The organism is Paraburkholderia sp. FW306-2-2C-D06C, from assembly GCF_058781505.1.
In genome coordinates this window covers 103,141-118,701 of sequence record NZ_JBYSWU010000021.1, presented here as the reverse complement: position 1 = coordinate 118,701, position 15,561 = coordinate 103,141, and the positions used below count along the sequence as shown (strand labels likewise).

The window sequence follows — 15,561 nt, the reverse complement described above, 5'->3', positions numbered from 1 at the left end:
CCTCAAGGATTCGCTACGCCGGGCTTACGCCCGTCCTTGACCCGCCAAACCTACCCACTCAAAATTCAAAAGAGGCAATAACGATCTCGCGGATCGCATTTTCTTTGCTTTCAACGTCGTCTGCGAAGACGCCCAATCCCATTTTGCGATGCTCGATTAGATATGTGTGACCCTTGTATTCAACCGGCACCGACCACGCCACCTTGTCACCCTGCCCAAGGTTCTGAAAGTCGAGCAATTCGACGAGAAGAAAATAGACTAGATAATATTCAGGTAAGGCGCGTCCGGCGTTGGATCGGCGACCACCATAAAGAGCGCGAAAATCGGTAATTTGTCCTGGGCGAACTTCGCCCAAAGTTCGACGGGCTGCGTCTCGAACAGGAGTAAGTTCAGTCGGAAGCATATTCTTCTTGGTCATGGTGTTAGCGTGCGGGACGATCGCTGCAATACTATACGCCACGTGTTTCTTCACCTCTGATCGGAGTGGGGCCTAGAATTGGGCGTGTCCGCAGGAAAGCCTCGACGCGGACACAGGTCTCTACACCGCTCGCCGTTTTCCGGTGGGTCTTTTTGGGGCAAACGTATCAGGTCGCTGCCTCTGCACTCGACAGGTCACCTTGCAGCCCGACGAGTTCGCGTAGCTCGATGCGCGAGCCGTCGGCAGTGTTGCCGTCGATGATTACCCGGATGTACGCTTCGGCGGTTCTGAGTGACGGCTGCATGGCAGGGCGTTCCCGCCTATGGGTCTACGAACTCGACCGGTCGTGATCGTCGCAGAACGGCTCTAGCAGAGCCGTCTGAATTGATTGACGACGGAATTGACGCTACGCTCGGATTCTCCTATTGGTTATATTCCGCGCGCCCCTGTTCAAATTTGTCGTCGTTTCGCGGATACCCCCTCGCTTGTTTTCGCTTCCATAAAAATTCGGTCTCCCCCACGTTCACACAGCCACTGCGCCTGGCGATTCGAGGCCCCCTAGGGGGCCTACGACACGATACAAGGCACCTCCACAAGCTCCCGGCGCCGCGCCCGCTAACCCAAACGACTTGAGCCACATGCGAACCGCCCTAAGGGCATTAAATTGAGGCGGCGCTCTCACGAAAAACTGCCGCCGGTGTCAGCCCGCGATGAACTAGTGCAGGTAGCCCGCAACCTCGGCCACGATATCGGAAAGCGGCTTCGAACGACGCAGGTCCCACAGTTTCACAGGAATGAATTCGAAGGCGGGTTGCAGTGCGGCTTCTACAATTTCCGCACAGCGCGACACCATTGCAGCGCTCGGCGTCCGGCCATCACGCGCCAGCTCGCGAATCGACTGTTGCGCATCAGCGATCTGTTTGCGCGCGGCGCTGATGCCATCAAGATTCGAAATTACCTTCTTGACGCGCTGACCCAACCAGTTCCGGTCTGCAACTTCATCGACCCGAAAGGCGCTGCGCAACAAGTTATCAGCGAGGCTCAAATCGTCCAGGGCATCTTCGAGTTCTGGCGGTGCAGCGCGCTCCAGTTCGGAGACGATATGCTGCCGTTCGCCTTCCTTGCTCATGGTTGCGATTACAAGGCGACCCGTCGCCTCTTTATGACGGCATTCTGCTTCGTGATATTCGGTTGCAGCCTTTCCGAACGCAGCGTGCGCGCGAGCAGCATCTTTCGCGAGATTGGCAAGTTCGCGCTCCCGATTGGGCAGTGCATCAAGTTTTGCCGCCAGTTCCATGCGGCGCTTGTCGGTTTCCGCGCGTTGGCGCGCTTTGAGTTCGTCCACGAGACCCGTGTCGTTTACGAGCAATTCAAGTGCTGCCAGGCGTTCGGCCTGAGGTTGGTTTTGCGGTTTCATGGCTCAATCCTTTTCAAATGGATAGTAGTTACTGCGGGATCAAAACTGTGTAGCCTTCCGGGCGAATCTCTACGCGATACCGGGCAAGATTCGGCTTCGACACGCCGCCGCACAGCCGAATCGTTTGAGAGATCGGTGTCAAGTAAAAATACTCACCTTTGGACTCGTCCCACTGAATCAGTTCGAGCAAAGTCTTCGGCATTTTCAATTGTTCCATGATTAAGACTCCTTATTTATACTCAAACAATACAACCTTTTACTGTCACCACCTACTTAGACGGGATGAACTCCCGATAAAATCCGCGCTTCTATGGCTCAACCGGCATTTCGGGAAAGTCGCCGCTGGGGCTGCTCTGCCAATCAATTGCGCAGCTTCCCGCAGCGCTTCGCCGTTCCGAAGCACGAGCCGTCGCAGCTGTCGCAGTAGCTCCGATCACCGAGATCTTCGAAGCGCCACGAGCGCATTTTGAGTGCGGCGCGTGCGGAAGTGGCGGCGCGCGCTGCTTCGAGTCGTTCGCGGAAGTAAGAAATATTCGGCAAGAGATCGGCCAGCGGTCCACGAATGGCGCGCGTGAGCACGTCATCGCGATATGCGCTCGCCCAGCACTCAAGCGCCGATAGCGCTTCGATGATGGCAATCAGCTCGGCGCGCATCGTGCACACGTCGTCGGGTGGGAGGTGCGGCCCCCACGGCAGATAAAGGCCGCCTTCCGGTTCACGCAGCGCGCCGATGCAGTCATCCGGGATGCTGCCGCCGTCGGTCTCCGTTGCCGATGATGCGGGCGAACGGATCTTTACATCATCCCCAGGCAAATTGGGCGAATGAGGCGAAACACCTTTATTTGCACCGTTTCCAGCCGGGCGAATGCCGGGCGAAACGGGGCGAATGATGGGTGATAACAGATCGACGAACATGTCTTTGAGGTAGTTCATGACTCGTCCTTCCCGGTGACTGCATACCACGTATTGCTTTCCCGTGCTACCAGCCGTTTTTGTGACAGCATGGCGAGCGCCGTGTCGCGCAGACCCTTCGACCGTAGTGGCTTGGGCCCGATCTGAAGCATGGCGGTTTCAGTCGCCATCTGTCCGGGTTGCCGCAACAGCCAATCGAATAGCTTGAGCGCAAGGCGCGTGGCCTCGGCTTCTTCGCGGTCACCGTAGATTGCCCGCCATGTTTCGAGTGAATGCAGAGTGAGTGCCATCGCATTGCGCGCTGCCTGTGCGTCGATTTCCCTCCGGTCTTCGAATACCGCCAGCACGGCTGCGATGCGAAATAGTTGCTCGGTCGCGCGTACCGCAAACGGCTTGACGGTTTCGAGCATACCGCCCTTGCTCTTGGCCGTCTGTTCGATGCGCTCGAAGAATTCGCAAATGAGTGAATGAGCTTCAGGCGTCGTCTCGATCACTGGCAGGCCGCCGCAATCGTCGCACAGCGGGGTGAGCATGCTTCTGCACCGGTCCCAGAACTTGACGATGCGCGCATCGTTTTCAGGGCGAAAATCGAGCGCCTTCTTCGGTGCGCCTGGTTCTGGCCATGCCACGAGGAAACGCGGCCAGAACCCCATGTTCGTTAGCAGCGGATCGTGCAACGCATTGCGCACGGCGTCGGGCTGAATCAGCCAATGAAGCGACAAACGCCGGTCGTGTAGCTCAATGCGGCCGGCCAATGCACGCGAAACGGAAATCGCGCCGTCATCCCATAGGCTATTGAAAGCGGCAGCACTCTTCGCCCGGTTGTCCGCACTCATTCCGTAGCCGCAAAGCAGCGCGGCGGCTTCGGAAGTGAAAACTCCCTGCGACGGTATGCCTTCGGCGAACTCACGTCGGATGCCTTCCACCGTGCCGTCGCGCATGATGCGGTAGGGCTTCGGCGGGGTATCCGGTTTCGGATCATCCTTTTTTGCATTCACCGCTTCCCGTGCGATCTGCTCGACGTACTCTCTGTACGCCTTCGCTTCGCTCTTCTGATGCTCGCTGATTGCATGCAGTGCGGTCTGTTCGGCGGTGGTTTTCCCTTCTCCGCTATCGGCAACCGTAAGTGCATAGACAGACGCAGGCTTGACGCCCGCCAGAGTGCGTACATCTGCGCGCGACTGAGCCAGCAGCGCCGCACTGGTGAGCAGACATTGCCCGACTATCGCCTGTGACATCTGCGCGCCTTCGGCAATCGCGATGCAAGCGTCGGCCAGCGGTCCCAGTGCCTTCACGGGGTATGGCTGCGGTTCGAAGCTATCGGCACCCAGCGCGGCCCGCGCACGGTCCATTGCCTGTGCGCCGTCCGGGGTCGCGTCGCCCTGGAATCGCCCCGGTTCGCCCGTTGCTCGCCCCTGCAGATCTCCAGTATGGACGCGGGGTTTCGCCCCTTTTGCCCCTTTCGCCCTCTCCGCAAGCTTCCTCGGCAGCGCCAGCACGTCATCGGCGTTCGGCTCGCGATCATGTGCCAACATGAATTGCTGCGCCCAGTCCATCACGTCGCCGCCGTCAGGCAAATCCAATGCGGCCACATCGACGCGTTCGACAACGCATCCAAGGGCGCACAACTTGTCCGTCACGTCGTCGGCATATTTCTGACCTGGAACGTCATGATCGGGCCACACAAGCACATGTTTGCCCGAAAGCGGGGAAAAGTCGGTGGCAGCCGCACTCGTCGCGCCGCCGCTCGTGACTCCGATAAAGCGGCTTGCGCCGATGCTCGTTAGCGCATCCGCCTTTTGTTCACCTTCTGTAAGCACTACTAAAGCATCTGGATACGCCAGAACATCCGGCAGGCTGTACAGCAGTTTCCCGCCTTCCTGTTTCGGCTCACCGACCATCCAGCGCGTGTCATCACGGTAAAACGGGCGGATAAACTTTTCGTAGCCCTTTTTCTTCGTTGCGTCCGGCTTGTGCATCCGCACACGAGCATAACGGATCGAATGGTTGGCTGCGCGATACAAGTGCAGTCCAGTCATCTGATAGCCTTTTTCCGTTTCAGCGGCAAACAACTTGCGTGCCTCCTGCTCCCATTTCCCAGGCTCGGACGCGTCGTAAAAGTCGATAGCTATATTCACGAATCCTCCCAGCAGCCAAGGTCACGCGCCGCCTGAGCAAAGGTCAAACCTCGCGCGCGCCGGTACAGTTCGAGCGCATCACCGCCGGTTGCGCCGCATGCAAAGCACTTCCAGTTGCCGCGTTCCATGTGAATGCTCAAGCTCGGGTTGTCTTCGCCGTGAATCGGGCAGCACACCTGCGCATAACCTGTTCTGTTCGGCTTCGGCTGTTCGAGATGGAGAAGGCTCATCACGTCGGAGATGGCCGGCAGGCGATTGCGGCGGAAGCGGGAACGAAAGCCGGTTCCCCGGCCAGATATTTCAGCGCTCATTGCTGCACCCGTTCAGCAGGCGCTCGCGGGCATCATCGGGCCAGATGAGATATCGGTTCGGCAACTTGATCGGCCGCAGGCCGAAGTAACTGCCGGTCGCGGCGTAGCGCTTGCGAATAGTTTGAGGTTTGACGCGGAGCAGCTTCGCCAGCTCGCCGGTCGTCAGGTTGTATTGATCAATATCATCCGTATTCATAGTGGGCCCTTTGCGTTGAACTACGGATCGAATTTAATACAGATGACGGATTTTTTAAACGATTTTTAGTTGGCTCTTCGTTGCAGCATTTCTGAATACATATCTAGGACAAAACATCTTTATTAATCAATTGGTTAGTGGAAAATTACGCTGCGTAAATTGCGCGAATCTATGTGCTGGCGTGTATACGAATGTATTGGCGTGTATTCCGGTGTATACCAGTTTATATATTTTTTTCTTATAGAAACTCTGTTATTAAATATGACGGGAATCTTTCAGAATTTGCCGGTTGCTATTTGACAGCCCGTAAGCCCTTGGTCGCTTCCGTCAGAAAGAACGCAATGCCTGTCTGTTCGAGCATCCACGCCTCGATCTTGACGTGCCACATGAGCGGGCGGCGACGGTAATGTTTCTCGGCAGTAGCTGAGGGCTCGTGACCTTGTATTTGCGCGACAACGCCGACTGGCGCGTCGCGCCATTCGCTCAATGTACCGAACGAGCTGCACGGGCCGTGCAACGTGACGTGCGGCGGTCTGGCAGCTGTCAACGCCCCGTTGTGAGCAAAGCGCAGCTCAGCAATTTTCCCGTCGCCGCTTCTCGTATTGCGCGCGGTTGTAGACGGCACGAACACCGCGCTGTTCGTGCGCCAGCGCCTTCTCAATGGCGTCAGAGATCTAGCCCATCTCGTTTAGATGCGTCGAGGCGGTGCCCTGTGAGCATTCCGCGAAACACGCCTGTACGCTCGCATAGCCTGAGTCGCACGAACGACGCACACAGCCTGTATTCGAGCCGAGGCCATAAGAAAACGCCCCGCGAGGGGCGTTTCTCGTTGGGGCGGGGGACGCTAGGCGGCTGCGCGTGCCTGGCTCACCTTCGCGCGCAGTTCTTTGCTCGTCGGGTTGAAGTAGATGGCGAGCGAACGTAAATCCTTGTGCCCTGTGACGCGTTGCAGTTCGAGCGCGTTAGACAGGCTGCGCGCGATACGCGTCGTGGCTTCATGGCGTGAATCGTGAAACTTGAACTGGATGCCCGTCGCCGTGCGGCACTGCTGCCAGATGTTCGAAAAGTAGCTGGTGCTCATCCAGATGAGCTTGTCACCGGGCTTGCCCTGCGGCAGAAGGCGCAACAGTTCCTCGGCATCCTCAAACATCGGCTTACGGTGACGGTCGCCGTTTTTCGAGTCATCTAGCACAAGCTCGCACTCGTCATAATCGACGTGCGCCCAGTCGAGCCCGATGATTTCGCCGCGCCGCATCGTCGTGGCGACTGCGAAGCACAAAGCCCACGCCACAAGCTGCTTTGCGTTCATGGGGGTAGTGCCGCGCTGATAGCCGAGCCACGCGCATGCAATATCAATCTCGCGCTCGCTGATGCGCGCAAAGCGCGGGGCAGGCGTTTTCGGGCGCGCGACAGCATGCACAGGGTTTGCGTCCCACGGCGCGTGCCATTTTTTGATCGCGTACGCAAACACGGCAGACAGCGCGCCTAGCTCACGAATGATCGTGCCGGGCTTGCATACCTTCCACTTGCGCTCAGGGTTGCCTTTCGCGCGCGAGGCCATGACAGCTTCAATGTCTTTCGACGTGAACTGGCACACGGGCTTGTCGAACACGCTGTAACGCTCAATGAGCGCGCCCAAACACTGCTGTTCAGTGCGTGAGCCTTTTTTCGTGGGGGAGATTTCGCGCGCGTACTTGTTAATGATCTGGCGCACGGGCGTGCTCAAGGTGACGACTGAGCCGCGAGCGTCATGCCCTGCGACGAGGCGGGCCTCGGTCGTCGCGGCCCACATTTGCGCCTCTTCCTCAGTGTCGAATGTCGCGCTCAGGGAAGCGCCCAGTTTGCGCACGATTGCGCGATGCGTTCCGCTGCGTGTTAGCTGAATCGTCGCCATTTTCGTGCCCCTTGTTTAGTTAGACTGCAAGGGCAATTTACACGAACCACAGCGTACGGGAACATAACCGGCGTACACTCCCTCACACTGCTTCACACTGGAATGTGTTGATTCCAAAGAGGTTTCCACTTGTGACACGGAATAAAGTATCGCTTGTGCGGGGCGGCACCTACTTTTCTTTGTCCCCCAAGAGGACTTCCTTCGGGGCGCCCGCCGCCAAGAAAAGTGGGCTCGTTATGATGGGCGAACTCAAGCAGGAAACGTTGAAAATCGTTGGCCGCAAACCACCCCAGGAAAATGCATGGGATCGTCTCACTGTTACCATGCTGTTCTGTACCGGGACGACGCATGACCGTATGGATTCGCGAACGCGCCGGGGAGGCTTCGTGAACCCGGCTGGCAAACGGTTCTCGTGCATGATCTTGTCTTACGACTGGCCGCCGTTTTCGAATATGTTTCAATTTAGAAGGCACCTCCTCTGACATCGACCGCCGCTTTTTCCCGCACAGCGTCTGAGCCGCAGCAACAGAGTCTGTCTCTGCTGCAATCGCTCAGCCGCCCTCGTCCGGCCCTGAGATACACTGTCCTCAAGGGTTGCGGCGCCGTCGCGTTGCCGTTGATGCTGTCCGCTTGTTCATGGTCGTGGTTCGGCCTGAATAGTTCGCCACGCGCGGCGGCCCAGCCAACGGGCTGGCTCAGCGTCGCTCCGGCCCATGACTTCGTTTATATGCCGGCGCGCAGCGGGCGCGTGTCGCCGAACCGGATCGAAAACACGGCAATGACCGGCATCGTGCTAAAAAGCGATATCAGCGAAGCGGTGCGCAACGGCATCGTGAGCCGCTTGCAGATCGCCGGCTTCCACCTCGACGAAGGCAAGAGAATCCTGAGCGGCAGCATCGAGAATTTCACGGTGGACGATGCACGTTCGCCGGCGTTCTGGACGCTGAAAATGCGTTATGTCGTCACCGATGCCGCTACCCAGAAGGTTGTATTTTCAACCACCAGGACCGTCCGGCAAAAGTCGCCCAAATTCACCAGCAATACCATCGCTATCGAGGACACGGTCAAGCTGAGCGTCGAAGCGCTGATCGGCGATCCAGGTTTCATCAAATCGGTGAATTGAGCGGACAAGCCGGATCAGTACGGCTGCGGCGGCAGCGTTTCGCTACAATCGGAGAAACGTGCGCTGGGCACCTGCTGCCACGCACGTCCGGTCGTGTCAACCGTCCCTCTTTTGTGCGAGCCGTCATGTCAATCACCGCCTGGCTTTTCTTTCTGCCGGCCTGCTTCGCGATCAATCTCGCGCCCGGCCCGAACAATCTTCTCTCGATCAATGTTGCTGCGCGACACGGGTTCATGACGGCATTTGTCGGCGGCACCGGCCGGCTCGTCGCGTTCGCGCTGATGCTGGTGCTGGCCGCGACCGGCCTCGCTGTCGTGCTGCACGCATCCGAGTGGTTCTTTCTCGCGATCAAACTGGCCGGCGCGGCGTATCTGATCTGGCTGGCGATCCAGTTGTGGCGCAGCGACGCCCCTGCCATCCATACGATGCAGCAGGACGACGCGTCGCTATGGCGTATCGCGCGGCAGGAGTGTCTGGTGGCCGCGGGTAATCCCAAGGCGATTCTGGTCTTCACCGCATTTTTGCCGCAGTTCGTCGATATCGCCAAACCGATACTGCCGCAGTTCGCGGTGCTGGGCGCGAGCTTTCTGGTGCTCGAATGGGTGGCAATCGCGCTTTACTCGTGGGCTGGGATGTACCTTGGGAAGTGGCTGGTTCGCGCGAAAGTCCGGCGCTGGTTCAACCGCTGCTGCGGGGCGTTTCTGGCGGCGGTTGGGGTGAGTTTTTTGCTGGTCAAAAGAGGATGAGACGGTGCTTTGCCCGCGGTGATGAAGAGTAAGAACGACTGAAAAAGGTCAATACACTGCGCACCCAGTTCGCAAATTCGCACAGGTGTCCGAACGACAGCAAACCCGGCAAATCGGACTCGACGCCCGGTTGCGTATTGAACGTGGCAACCGCCCGAAAGCCCGCGCTTGGCGAACCCAGAATGTCGGCGATCACCTTGTCGCGATGCGCTCCCGCGCCCACCACGGCAACTAGGCGCAAATTGCGTCCCGCGCGCCTCAGCCGCCCGAGCGCCGCATGCACCAGCACGCGCGACGCGACGAGCCTCAGAGCGGTGAGCGCGGTCCAACTCACGCGCCAGAGCCGCGACACCGACGCGGTGCGGTGGAGCAGGAACATCAATGCAAGACCGCAGCCCTGCACAACGATCCAGCCGATCACGATGTTGATGCTCAAACGCCACTTCGAGCGGCCTCGCCACGAGCGGTATACGCCGAACCATGGCAGCAGCAGAATCGCGAACGACATATCGAACGCCACGAAAGCGCCTTCGATAATCGAATACCCCGTGTCTGCCATGAACAGGAGCGAAGCCAGAGCCGCGCCGAGCGCGATCAGCATGACGTCGAGCAGGCGCGCGAGCACGCTCTCGATATCCGTGGAATTCGCGCCGACGGTTTGACGCATCACCGTGTGCATAGCGCTGAGCCTGGTGTCGAACCACGCCGAAGCGTCGAACATCCACCCACAACGCCACGTTGCTCGCGCGCCCGCGCAACCCGCAAACACACGACGCGATCGTTCAAATCGACCTTCGACTTCATGGCATCACTCCCAAGAACCCGTTCGCAATGCCTCTCAAATGCATTACTTCAGCGAAGGCGCATTCGCCTCTTGCTCACGTCATTCTCGATTGAGAAGTTTCCTATTCGATCGCCGGATTCGTCCGACCTACCGCCCTGCTTTCCGATTGAATCCGCTTTCTCACGAACCACGTTCAGCGGCATTTTTTCCATAACCAATCCCTAATGCATCGTCCGAGAAACTTTAACTATCTGCAATCGACCCGCGCCCGTATGCTCGAACAGTGACCCGCCGCCATCGCACGGCCATGCGCGGCAACGGGCAAACGGCTTCTCATAGTCACAGGGGCGACATCATGAAAATCTGTATCTTCGGAGCGGGAGCGATTGGCGGTTTGATGGGTGTGCAGTTGGCACGCGCGGGTGCGGACGTGAGTTTTATCGCGCGCGGCGCGCATCTCGCGGCGATGCGCGAACACGGCGCGCGCTTGCAAATGGACGGCGAGACGTTCAGCGCGCCAGTGCGCTGCACGTCCGACCCGCGTGAACTCGGCGTGCAGGACTTCGTGATCGTCACGCTGAAAGCGCACTCGCTGCCCGGCGTGGTCGATGCAATGCAGCCGCTGCTCGGCAAACATACGGCTATCGTCACGGGCGTCAACGGCATTCCTTACTGGTACTTCTATCAGCATGGCGGCAAATTCGCCGGCACCCGCCTTGCCAGCATCGATCCGGACGGCAGCCAATGGACGAAGCTCGGCCCCGAACGCGCGATCGGCTGCGTGCTCTATCCCGCCGCGGAGATCGCCGAACCCGGCGTCATCAAGCATGTGTACGGCAAGAAATTCCCGATCGGCGAACCGGGCGGCGAGCGCACGCCGCGCATTCAACAGTTGCACGAGATCATGCAGGCGGCTGGTTTCGATGCACCGATCCGCGACAATATCCGCGACGAAATCTGGCTCAAGCTGTGGGGCAACCTCTGCTTCAACCCGATCAGCGCGTTGACGCACGCCACGCTCGACGTGCTCACCAGCGACCCCGGCACGCGCGCGGTATCACGCACGATGATGCTGGAGGCAAAGCGCATCGCGGATCAATTCGGCGTGCACTTTCGCGTCGATGTGGAAAAACGGATCGACGGCGCGGGCGCGGTCGGCGCGCACAAGACTTCGACGCTGGTCGATCTGGAGAACCGCCGTCCGATGGAGATCGACCCGTTGCTGACGGTGGTGCAGGAAATGGGCCGCATTGTCGCCGAACCGACGCCGACCATCGACGTCGTGCTCGCTTTGGTGAAGCTGCGCGAGCGGATGGCATTGCAGGGCAATTGAGAGCCCGCGCTGCTTTTCGACGCGCGGGATAAGTCAACCGAGGTCAACCGAGGCAAACCGGGCCGACGGAACGAGGATCGAACGCCAGGCGTTCGATCCTTTTTTAACGTCGCTATTGATCGATTCTATTGATCGATCGCGAGCCAGACCGCCTTCGGCTCGGTGAAGTTTTCAATTGCGACGTCGCCGTGCTCGCGGCCGAAACCCGAGTCGCCGGAGCCGCCCCACGGCAAGCGCACGTCGGTATAGCCGTAGGTGTTGATCCACACCGTCCCCGCCCGCAAATCGCGCGCGACACGATGCACACGGCCGATATCCGCGCTCCATACGCCCGCCGCGAGGCTGTACAGCGTACCGTTGGCGATTCGCACCGCATCGGCTTCGTCGTTGAAGCGGATCACGCTTGCCACCGGCCCGAAGATCTCCTCCTGCGAAATGCGCATTTCATGCTCGACGTTGGCGAACACAGTCGGCTCGACGAAGAAGCCGCGCTTGCCCACCCGCGCGCCGCCGGTCACGAGCGACGCCCCTTCGGCCCGGCCCGTTTCGACATAGCCGAGCACGGTCTTCATCTGCGCGGCGGAGATGAGCGGCCCCATCGCCGTCTCGCGCGCTGCCGGATCGCCGACCTTGATCGACTTCGCGCGTGCCGCCAGGCGCTCGACAACTTCGTCGTAGACGTCGCGATGCGCGAGAATGCGCGAGCCCGCCGAACACACCTGCCCGGTGTTGAAGAAAATCCCCGACGACGCCGCCCGGACCGCATTGTCGAGATTCGCATCCGGAAAGATCAGGTTGGCCGACTTGCCGCCGAGTTCCAGCGTCACGCGCTTGAAGTTGCCGGCCGCACCTTGCAGAATGCCGCGCCCCACCGACGGCGAACCGGTAAACGTCACCTTGTCGACGCCCGGATGCGCGACCAGCGCATCGCCGACCACGCGCCCCTTGCCTGTGACGATATTCAGTACTCCCGGCGGCAAGCCCGCTTCCAGCGCGAGTTCGCCGATACGCAGCGCGGTGAGCGGCGTGATCTCCGCGGGTTTGACGATCAGCGTGCAGCCGCACGCGAGCGCGGGTGCGATCTTCCACATGCCGATCATCAGCGGGAAATTCCACGGCACGATCGCCGCGACCACGCCGACCGGTTCGCGCAGCGTGTAGGTCAGCGCATCGGAGCGCACCGGCACCACCTGGCCGTTGATCTTGTCGCACCAGCCTGCGTAGTATTCGAGCGTATCGATCGCCGCCGGAATGTCCTGGCGCATCACCGCGGAGATCGGCTTGCCGGCGTCGAGGCTTTCGAGCGCGGCGAGTTCATCCAGATTCGCGCGCATCAGACCGGCCAGGCGGCCGAGAATTCGGCCGCGTTCGGCTGCGCGTAGCGCGTTCCATACTTTCAGCGCGGCGCGCGCTGCATGCACCGCGGTATCGACATCGGCAACGCTGCCTTGCGCGACCAATGCGATAGGCTCTTCGGTGGCCGGGTTGATGTCGACGGAATATTCGCCGGTGCCGGGCGGCAAGCGCTTGCCGTCGATCAGCAAATCGTGGCGCCTGAGGTCGATTTCAGTTTCCATCATGAAGCTCCTTGCGTGAGAGGTAGCGTGGACTGACTGGCAGCAGATCCGCTGGGGCAAGCGCTGGGAGCTTAAGGCTCGTGCAGTACCGTGCCGTCAGCCGACGCGACCGGCCACGCGGATCCGTGCATAGCGGACGGCGCGGCGCCGGCGGCGTTCGAAGGAGCGCCCGCGGGCATCGCGAACTGCGCCCAGACCGCAGCGGCATTGGGTCTGAGAGAGCGGTGACGACGATGCACCAGCATCGTCGTCAAATTCATTTCGGGAACCAGTGGCCGGCTAACCAGCGGCGCGTGAAGCGCGGGCCAATGGGCGTCGATCGGCAAAACGCCGACGCCGAGACCCAGTTCGATCATGCGCGACACGGCCGCCACATGGCCGAGTTCCTGCACCGGCCGCCGTTTCAGGCCATGCACGCCGAACGCCAGACCGAGCGCGGCGCGCACGCCCGCGTCGGCGTTCAAGGTGACGAGCTCCCACTCCTGCAATGCGCTCCAGGCCACGCTGGCGTGCCGCGCAAGCGGATGCGTGTGCGGCATGACCGCATGCAGCGGGGTCGTGAAAACCGCTTGCGCGTGCAACAGATCGCCGGCCAGCGGTTCGGCCACCGACACCACGCCGAAGTCGACTTCGCCTTGCTCGACGCTCACGAGCACGCCGCTTTGCGGTTGATCCTTGACGGACACGATCAGCTCGGGAAAAGCCGCTGCACAACGCGCAAGACCATCCGCCACCCAACCCGACGACAACACCGGATTGCTCGCCAGCACCACTACGCCCGTGTGTCCGTCGTACGCGGCGCGCTCCTCGCGCAGCGTCAGCTCGATTTCGTCCAGCAAGCAGCCGATGCGCCGTTCCAGACTCGCGCCCGCACTAGTCAGTTCTACCTGGCGCGTGGTGCGGTCGAACAGTTTCAACTCGACAGCGTCTTCGAGTTCGCGCACGCAGCGGCTCACCGCCGATTGCGTCAGATCGAATTCGCGGGCCGCGCGCGTAAAGCTCCGCTCACGCGCGACGGCGACGAACACCTTGAGCTGCTGCAACGAAACGTTCATGAAGTAGCTGGCGGGTGCGGATTATTCGCCCTATTCACCCGTCTGCCCGGGCCAATGACTGAGCTGCGAACTCTTGCTGCCGGCAGCGGCCAGCACGCCTTGAGGCTGGTTGTGCGATTCGATCCAGCGCGAGCGCATTGGCGCGAGAATGAACTTCGCCGAGATGCCCGCGGCAATCGTCACGACCGCGGCGACGATAAAGACGAGATTCCAGCCGCCGGTGGCCGACAGCACCGAAGCGATCGGCACCAGCAGCGAAGCCGTGCCCTTCGCGGTGTACAAGGTGCCTGCATTGGCCGCCGCATATTTGCTGCCGAACGTATCGGCGCAGATCGCGGGAAAGATCGAGAAAATTTCCCCCCAGAACAGGAAGATCAGCGCGGCGAAGGTCATGAACGCATACGGGTTGGTGCCGTACCGCATCAGTCCGAGCAATGCGAGGCCCTCGCCGATGAAGATCACGAACATCGTGTTTTCGCGGCCGAGCTTGTCGGAGATGAAGCCGCACAGCGGACGTGTAAAGCCGTTGCAGACATTGTCGATCGAGAGGGTTGCGGTGAGCAGCGGCAAGGTCATGCCGAAGATCGTCATCGGAATGCGCGCGAGTCCCCAGTCTTTCGCGATCGGGCCGATTTGCGCGGTCGCCATCAAGCCGCCCGCCGCCACCGCGACGAACGACACGTAGATCACCCAGAACACCGGCGTCCTGATCATCTGGCCCGGCGTGTAATCGACCTTGGTCACCGCGAATTTCCTCATGGGCGCAGCGGCCTGATGCAAATTCGGCTTCTTCAGCATCAGCGCAAGCAGGAGAATGCATACGCCTTGCAGGATGCCGAAAAAGAAGAACGTGTGCTCGTAGCCCGAGCGCGTGATCATGTTGGCGATTGGAATGACCGTCACTGCCGCACCGGCGCCGAAGCCCGCGGCAGTCAGACCCGCGGCAAGACCGCGGCGATCGGGAAACCACTTCAGCGCATTGCCGACACACGTGCCGTACACACCGCCCGCGCCGATCCCCGCGATGACCGCGGACACATACAGCATCGGCAAGGTCGTCGCATACGAATTGATGACCCATGCGAGACCGGCACATACCGCCCCGCCGGCGACGACCGGACGCGGCCCGAACTTGTCGACCAGCCAGCCTTCGACCGGCACGAGCCACGTTTCAGTCAGGATGAAGATAGCGAAGGCGAGTTGAATCGATGCTTCGCCCCAGTGATGCCGCGCGTTCATCGGCGTGACGAACAACGTCCATGCGTATTGCAGATTGGCCACCAACGCCATGCACATCATGCCGATGACGAGTTGCCACCAACGGTTCGCCCAGAATACGCGGGCCGTGGTCTGCTGATTGATATCGTCCATGAGCCTTGTCTCCGCATCTATTTAGTGCAGCCAGCCAAAACGCCACGCTGTATGCATTCCACCTTATGGTTATGACCCGAAAAGCCTTGCCGTCCGGGCATATTTAATATTCGTGAAATTAATTTTTTTCTTTAAAAAAAGACTTGCCAGATTCACAATTTTCTCAGCCATTTATTTAATCTGATCAATTACGAATCGGCGTCACATCCGCAACCGGCCGCCCACTCCGCCACGCCTTTAAACTAGGCGTTAACCCGAATCCGAAACCCTTAATTCCGCTTTCTTA

At 60.0% G+C, this 15,561-nt stretch carries 16 protein-coding genes and 1 pseudogene; 3 read left to right on the top strand and 14 right to left on the bottom strand.

What is annotated here, in order from left to right; genetic code table 11:
- Nucleotides 1-58: 58 nt before the first annotated feature.
- From AC3WLT_RS18065 to AC3WLT_RS18020, 10 genes and pseudogenes are all read right to left on the bottom strand, one after another.
- Entirely contained in the window at nt 59-418 is a 360-nt protein-coding gene (locus tag AC3WLT_RS18065) for a hypothetical protein (RefSeq protein ID WP_492593058.1), read from the bottom strand.
- A gap of 166 nt (nt 419-584) precedes the next feature.
- Nucleotides 585-722, bottom strand: coding sequence for a hypothetical protein (locus AC3WLT_RS18060; protein ID WP_492593057.1), 138 nt, complete (start codon nt 720-722; stop codon nt 585-587).
- Between the two features lie 411 nt (nt 723-1,133).
- Nucleotides 1,134-1,835, bottom strand: a complete 702-nt coding sequence (locus tag AC3WLT_RS18055; protein ID WP_492593056.1) for a hypothetical protein — start codon at nt 1,833-1,835, stop codon at nt 1,134-1,136.
- A gap of 28 nt (nt 1,836-1,863) precedes the next feature.
- The gene (locus tag AC3WLT_RS18050) at nt 1,864-2,052 is read right to left on the bottom strand and encodes a hypothetical protein (RefSeq protein ID WP_492593055.1); all 189 of its coding nucleotides are present in this window, start codon (nt 2,050-2,052) and stop codon (nt 1,864-1,866) included.
- Nucleotides 2,053-2,195: 143 nt separating this feature from the next.
- A complete protein-coding gene (locus AC3WLT_RS18045; protein ID WP_492593054.1) occupies nt 2,196-2,750 on the bottom strand; it encodes a hypothetical protein in 555 nt (184 codons plus the stop codon).
- 14 nt (nt 2,751-2,764) lie between these two features.
- A complete protein-coding gene (locus tag AC3WLT_RS18040; RefSeq protein ID WP_492593053.1) occupies nt 2,765-4,819 on the bottom strand; it encodes a DUF3987 domain-containing protein in 2,055 nt (684 codons plus the stop codon).
- Between the two features lie 62 nt (nt 4,820-4,881).
- Entirely contained in the window at nt 4,882-5,196 is a 315-nt protein-coding gene (locus AC3WLT_RS18035; RefSeq protein WP_492593052.1) for a CHC2 zinc finger domain-containing protein, read from the bottom strand.
- Nucleotides 5,186-5,392: a DNA-binding protein gene (locus AC3WLT_RS18030; RefSeq protein WP_492593051.1), complete on the bottom strand. Its 207-nt coding sequence runs from the start codon at nt 5,390-5,392 to the stop codon at nt 5,186-5,188. Before AC3WLT_RS18030 ends, AC3WLT_RS18035 begins: the two co-directional genes overlap by 11 nt.
- A 292-nt stretch (nt 5,393-5,684) precedes the next feature.
- Nucleotides 5,685-6,068 (bottom strand): annotated as a pseudogene (locus AC3WLT_RS18025) (preprotein translocase); the annotation flags it as partial.
- A 168-nt stretch (nt 6,069-6,236) separates the two neighbouring features.
- Nucleotides 6,237-7,286: a tyrosine-type recombinase/integrase gene (locus AC3WLT_RS18020; protein ID WP_492593050.1), complete on the bottom strand. Its 1,050-nt coding sequence runs from the start codon at nt 7,284-7,286 to the stop codon at nt 6,237-6,239.
- 619 nt (nt 7,287-7,905) lie between these two features.
- On the opposite strand from AC3WLT_RS18020, the gene AC3WLT_RS18015 reads away from it, so the two are divergent.
- Complete coding sequence (locus AC3WLT_RS18015; RefSeq protein ID WP_492593063.1) at nt 7,906-8,409, top strand: hypothetical protein; 504 nt, start codon at nt 7,906-7,908, stop codon at nt 8,407-8,409.
- Nucleotides 8,410-8,534: 125 nt separating this feature from the next.
- Nucleotides 8,535-9,155: a LysE family translocator gene (locus AC3WLT_RS18010; RefSeq protein ID WP_492593049.1), complete on the top strand. Its 621-nt coding sequence runs from the start codon at nt 8,535-8,537 to the stop codon at nt 9,153-9,155.
- Here the strand turns inward: AC3WLT_RS18010 and AC3WLT_RS18005 are convergent.
- Nucleotides 9,142-9,876 carry a hypothetical protein gene (locus tag AC3WLT_RS18005; RefSeq protein WP_492593048.1) on the bottom strand — a complete coding sequence of 245 codons (735 nt, stop codon included), beginning with the start codon at nt 9,874-9,876 and terminating at the stop codon, nt 9,142-9,144. The genes AC3WLT_RS18010 and AC3WLT_RS18005 overlap by 14 nt on opposite strands.
- Nucleotides 9,877-10,294: 418 nt before the next feature.
- Here AC3WLT_RS18005 and AC3WLT_RS18000 point away from each other — a divergent pair, with 418 nt between their 5' ends.
- Nucleotides 10,295-11,272, top strand: a complete 978-nt coding sequence (locus AC3WLT_RS18000) for a 2-dehydropantoate 2-reductase (protein WP_492593047.1) — start codon at nt 10,295-10,297, stop codon at nt 11,270-11,272.
- 125 nt (nt 11,273-11,397) lie between these two features.
- On the opposite strand, the gene AC3WLT_RS17995 is transcribed toward AC3WLT_RS18000, so the two are convergent.
- The 3 genes from AC3WLT_RS17995 to oxlT all read right to left on the bottom strand — a co-directional run bounded on the left by AC3WLT_RS17995 (nt 11,398) and on the right by oxlT (nt 15,275).
- Nucleotides 11,398-12,849 carry an aldehyde dehydrogenase family protein gene (locus AC3WLT_RS17995; RefSeq protein WP_492593062.1) on the bottom strand — a complete coding sequence of 484 codons (1,452 nt, stop codon included), beginning with the start codon at nt 12,847-12,849 and terminating at the stop codon, nt 11,398-11,400.
- Between the two features lie 71 nt (nt 12,850-12,920).
- Complete coding sequence (locus AC3WLT_RS17990) at nt 12,921-13,904, bottom strand: LysR family transcriptional regulator (protein ID WP_492593046.1); 984 nt, start codon at nt 13,902-13,904, stop codon at nt 12,921-12,923.
- A gap of 30 nt (nt 13,905-13,934) precedes the next feature.
- Complete coding sequence (oxlT, locus tag AC3WLT_RS17985) at nt 13,935-15,275, bottom strand: oxalate/formate MFS antiporter (protein ID WP_492593045.1); 1,341 nt, start codon at nt 15,273-15,275, stop codon at nt 13,935-13,937.
- Between the last annotated feature and the right edge of the window lie 286 nt (nt 15,276-15,561).

Excerpts from the sequence above, each read along its gene's own strand:
- oxlT (WP_492593045.1), bottom strand. The coding sequence starts at position 15,275 with ATGGACGATATCAATCAGCAGACCACGGCCCGCGTATTCTGGGCGAAC.
- AC3WLT_RS18000 (WP_492593047.1), top strand. The coding sequence starts at position 10,295 with ATGAAAATCTGTATCTTCGGAGCGGGAGCGATTGGCGGTTTGATGGGT.
- AC3WLT_RS17995 (WP_492593062.1), bottom strand. The coding sequence starts at position 12,849 with ATGGAAACTGAAATCGACCTCAGGCGCCACGATTTGCTGATCGACGGC.
- AC3WLT_RS18045 (WP_492593054.1), bottom strand. The coding sequence starts at position 2,750 with ATGTTCGTCGATCTGTTATCACCCATCATTCGCCCCGTTTCGCCCGGC.
- AC3WLT_RS17990 (WP_492593046.1), bottom strand. The coding sequence starts at position 13,904 with ATGAACGTTTCGTTGCAGCAGCTCAAGGTGTTCGTCGCCGTCGCGCGT.
- AC3WLT_RS18060 (WP_492593057.1), bottom strand. The coding sequence starts at position 722 with ATGCAGCCGTCACTCAGAACCGCCGAAGCGTACATCCGGGTAATCATC.
- AC3WLT_RS18065 (WP_492593058.1), bottom strand. The coding sequence starts at position 418 with ATGACCAAGAAGAATATGCTTCCGACTGAACTTACTCCTGTTCGAGAC.
- AC3WLT_RS18055 (WP_492593056.1), bottom strand. The coding sequence starts at position 1,835 with ATGAAACCGCAAAACCAACCTCAGGCCGAACGCCTGGCAGCACTTGAA.
- AC3WLT_RS18010 (WP_492593049.1), top strand. The coding sequence starts at position 8,535 with ATGTCAATCACCGCCTGGCTTTTCTTTCTGCCGGCCTGCTTCGCGATC.
- AC3WLT_RS18035 (WP_492593052.1), bottom strand. The coding sequence starts at position 5,196 with ATGAGCGCTGAAATATCTGGCCGGGGAACCGGCTTTCGTTCCCGCTTC.
- AC3WLT_RS18015 (WP_492593063.1), top strand. The coding sequence starts at position 7,906 with ATGCTGTCCGCTTGTTCATGGTCGTGGTTCGGCCTGAATAGTTCGCCA.
- AC3WLT_RS18020 (WP_492593050.1), bottom strand. The coding sequence starts at position 7,286 with ATGGCGACGATTCAGCTAACACGCAGCGGAACGCATCGCGCAATCGTG.
- AC3WLT_RS18050 (WP_492593055.1), bottom strand. The coding sequence starts at position 2,052 with ATGGAACAATTGAAAATGCCGAAGACTTTGCTCGAACTGATTCAGTGG.
- AC3WLT_RS18030 (WP_492593051.1), bottom strand. The coding sequence starts at position 5,392 with ATGAATACGGATGATATTGATCAATACAACCTGACGACCGGCGAGCTG.
- AC3WLT_RS18005 (WP_492593048.1), bottom strand. The coding sequence starts at position 9,876 with ATGTTCGACGCTTCGGCGTGGTTCGACACCAGGCTCAGCGCTATGCAC.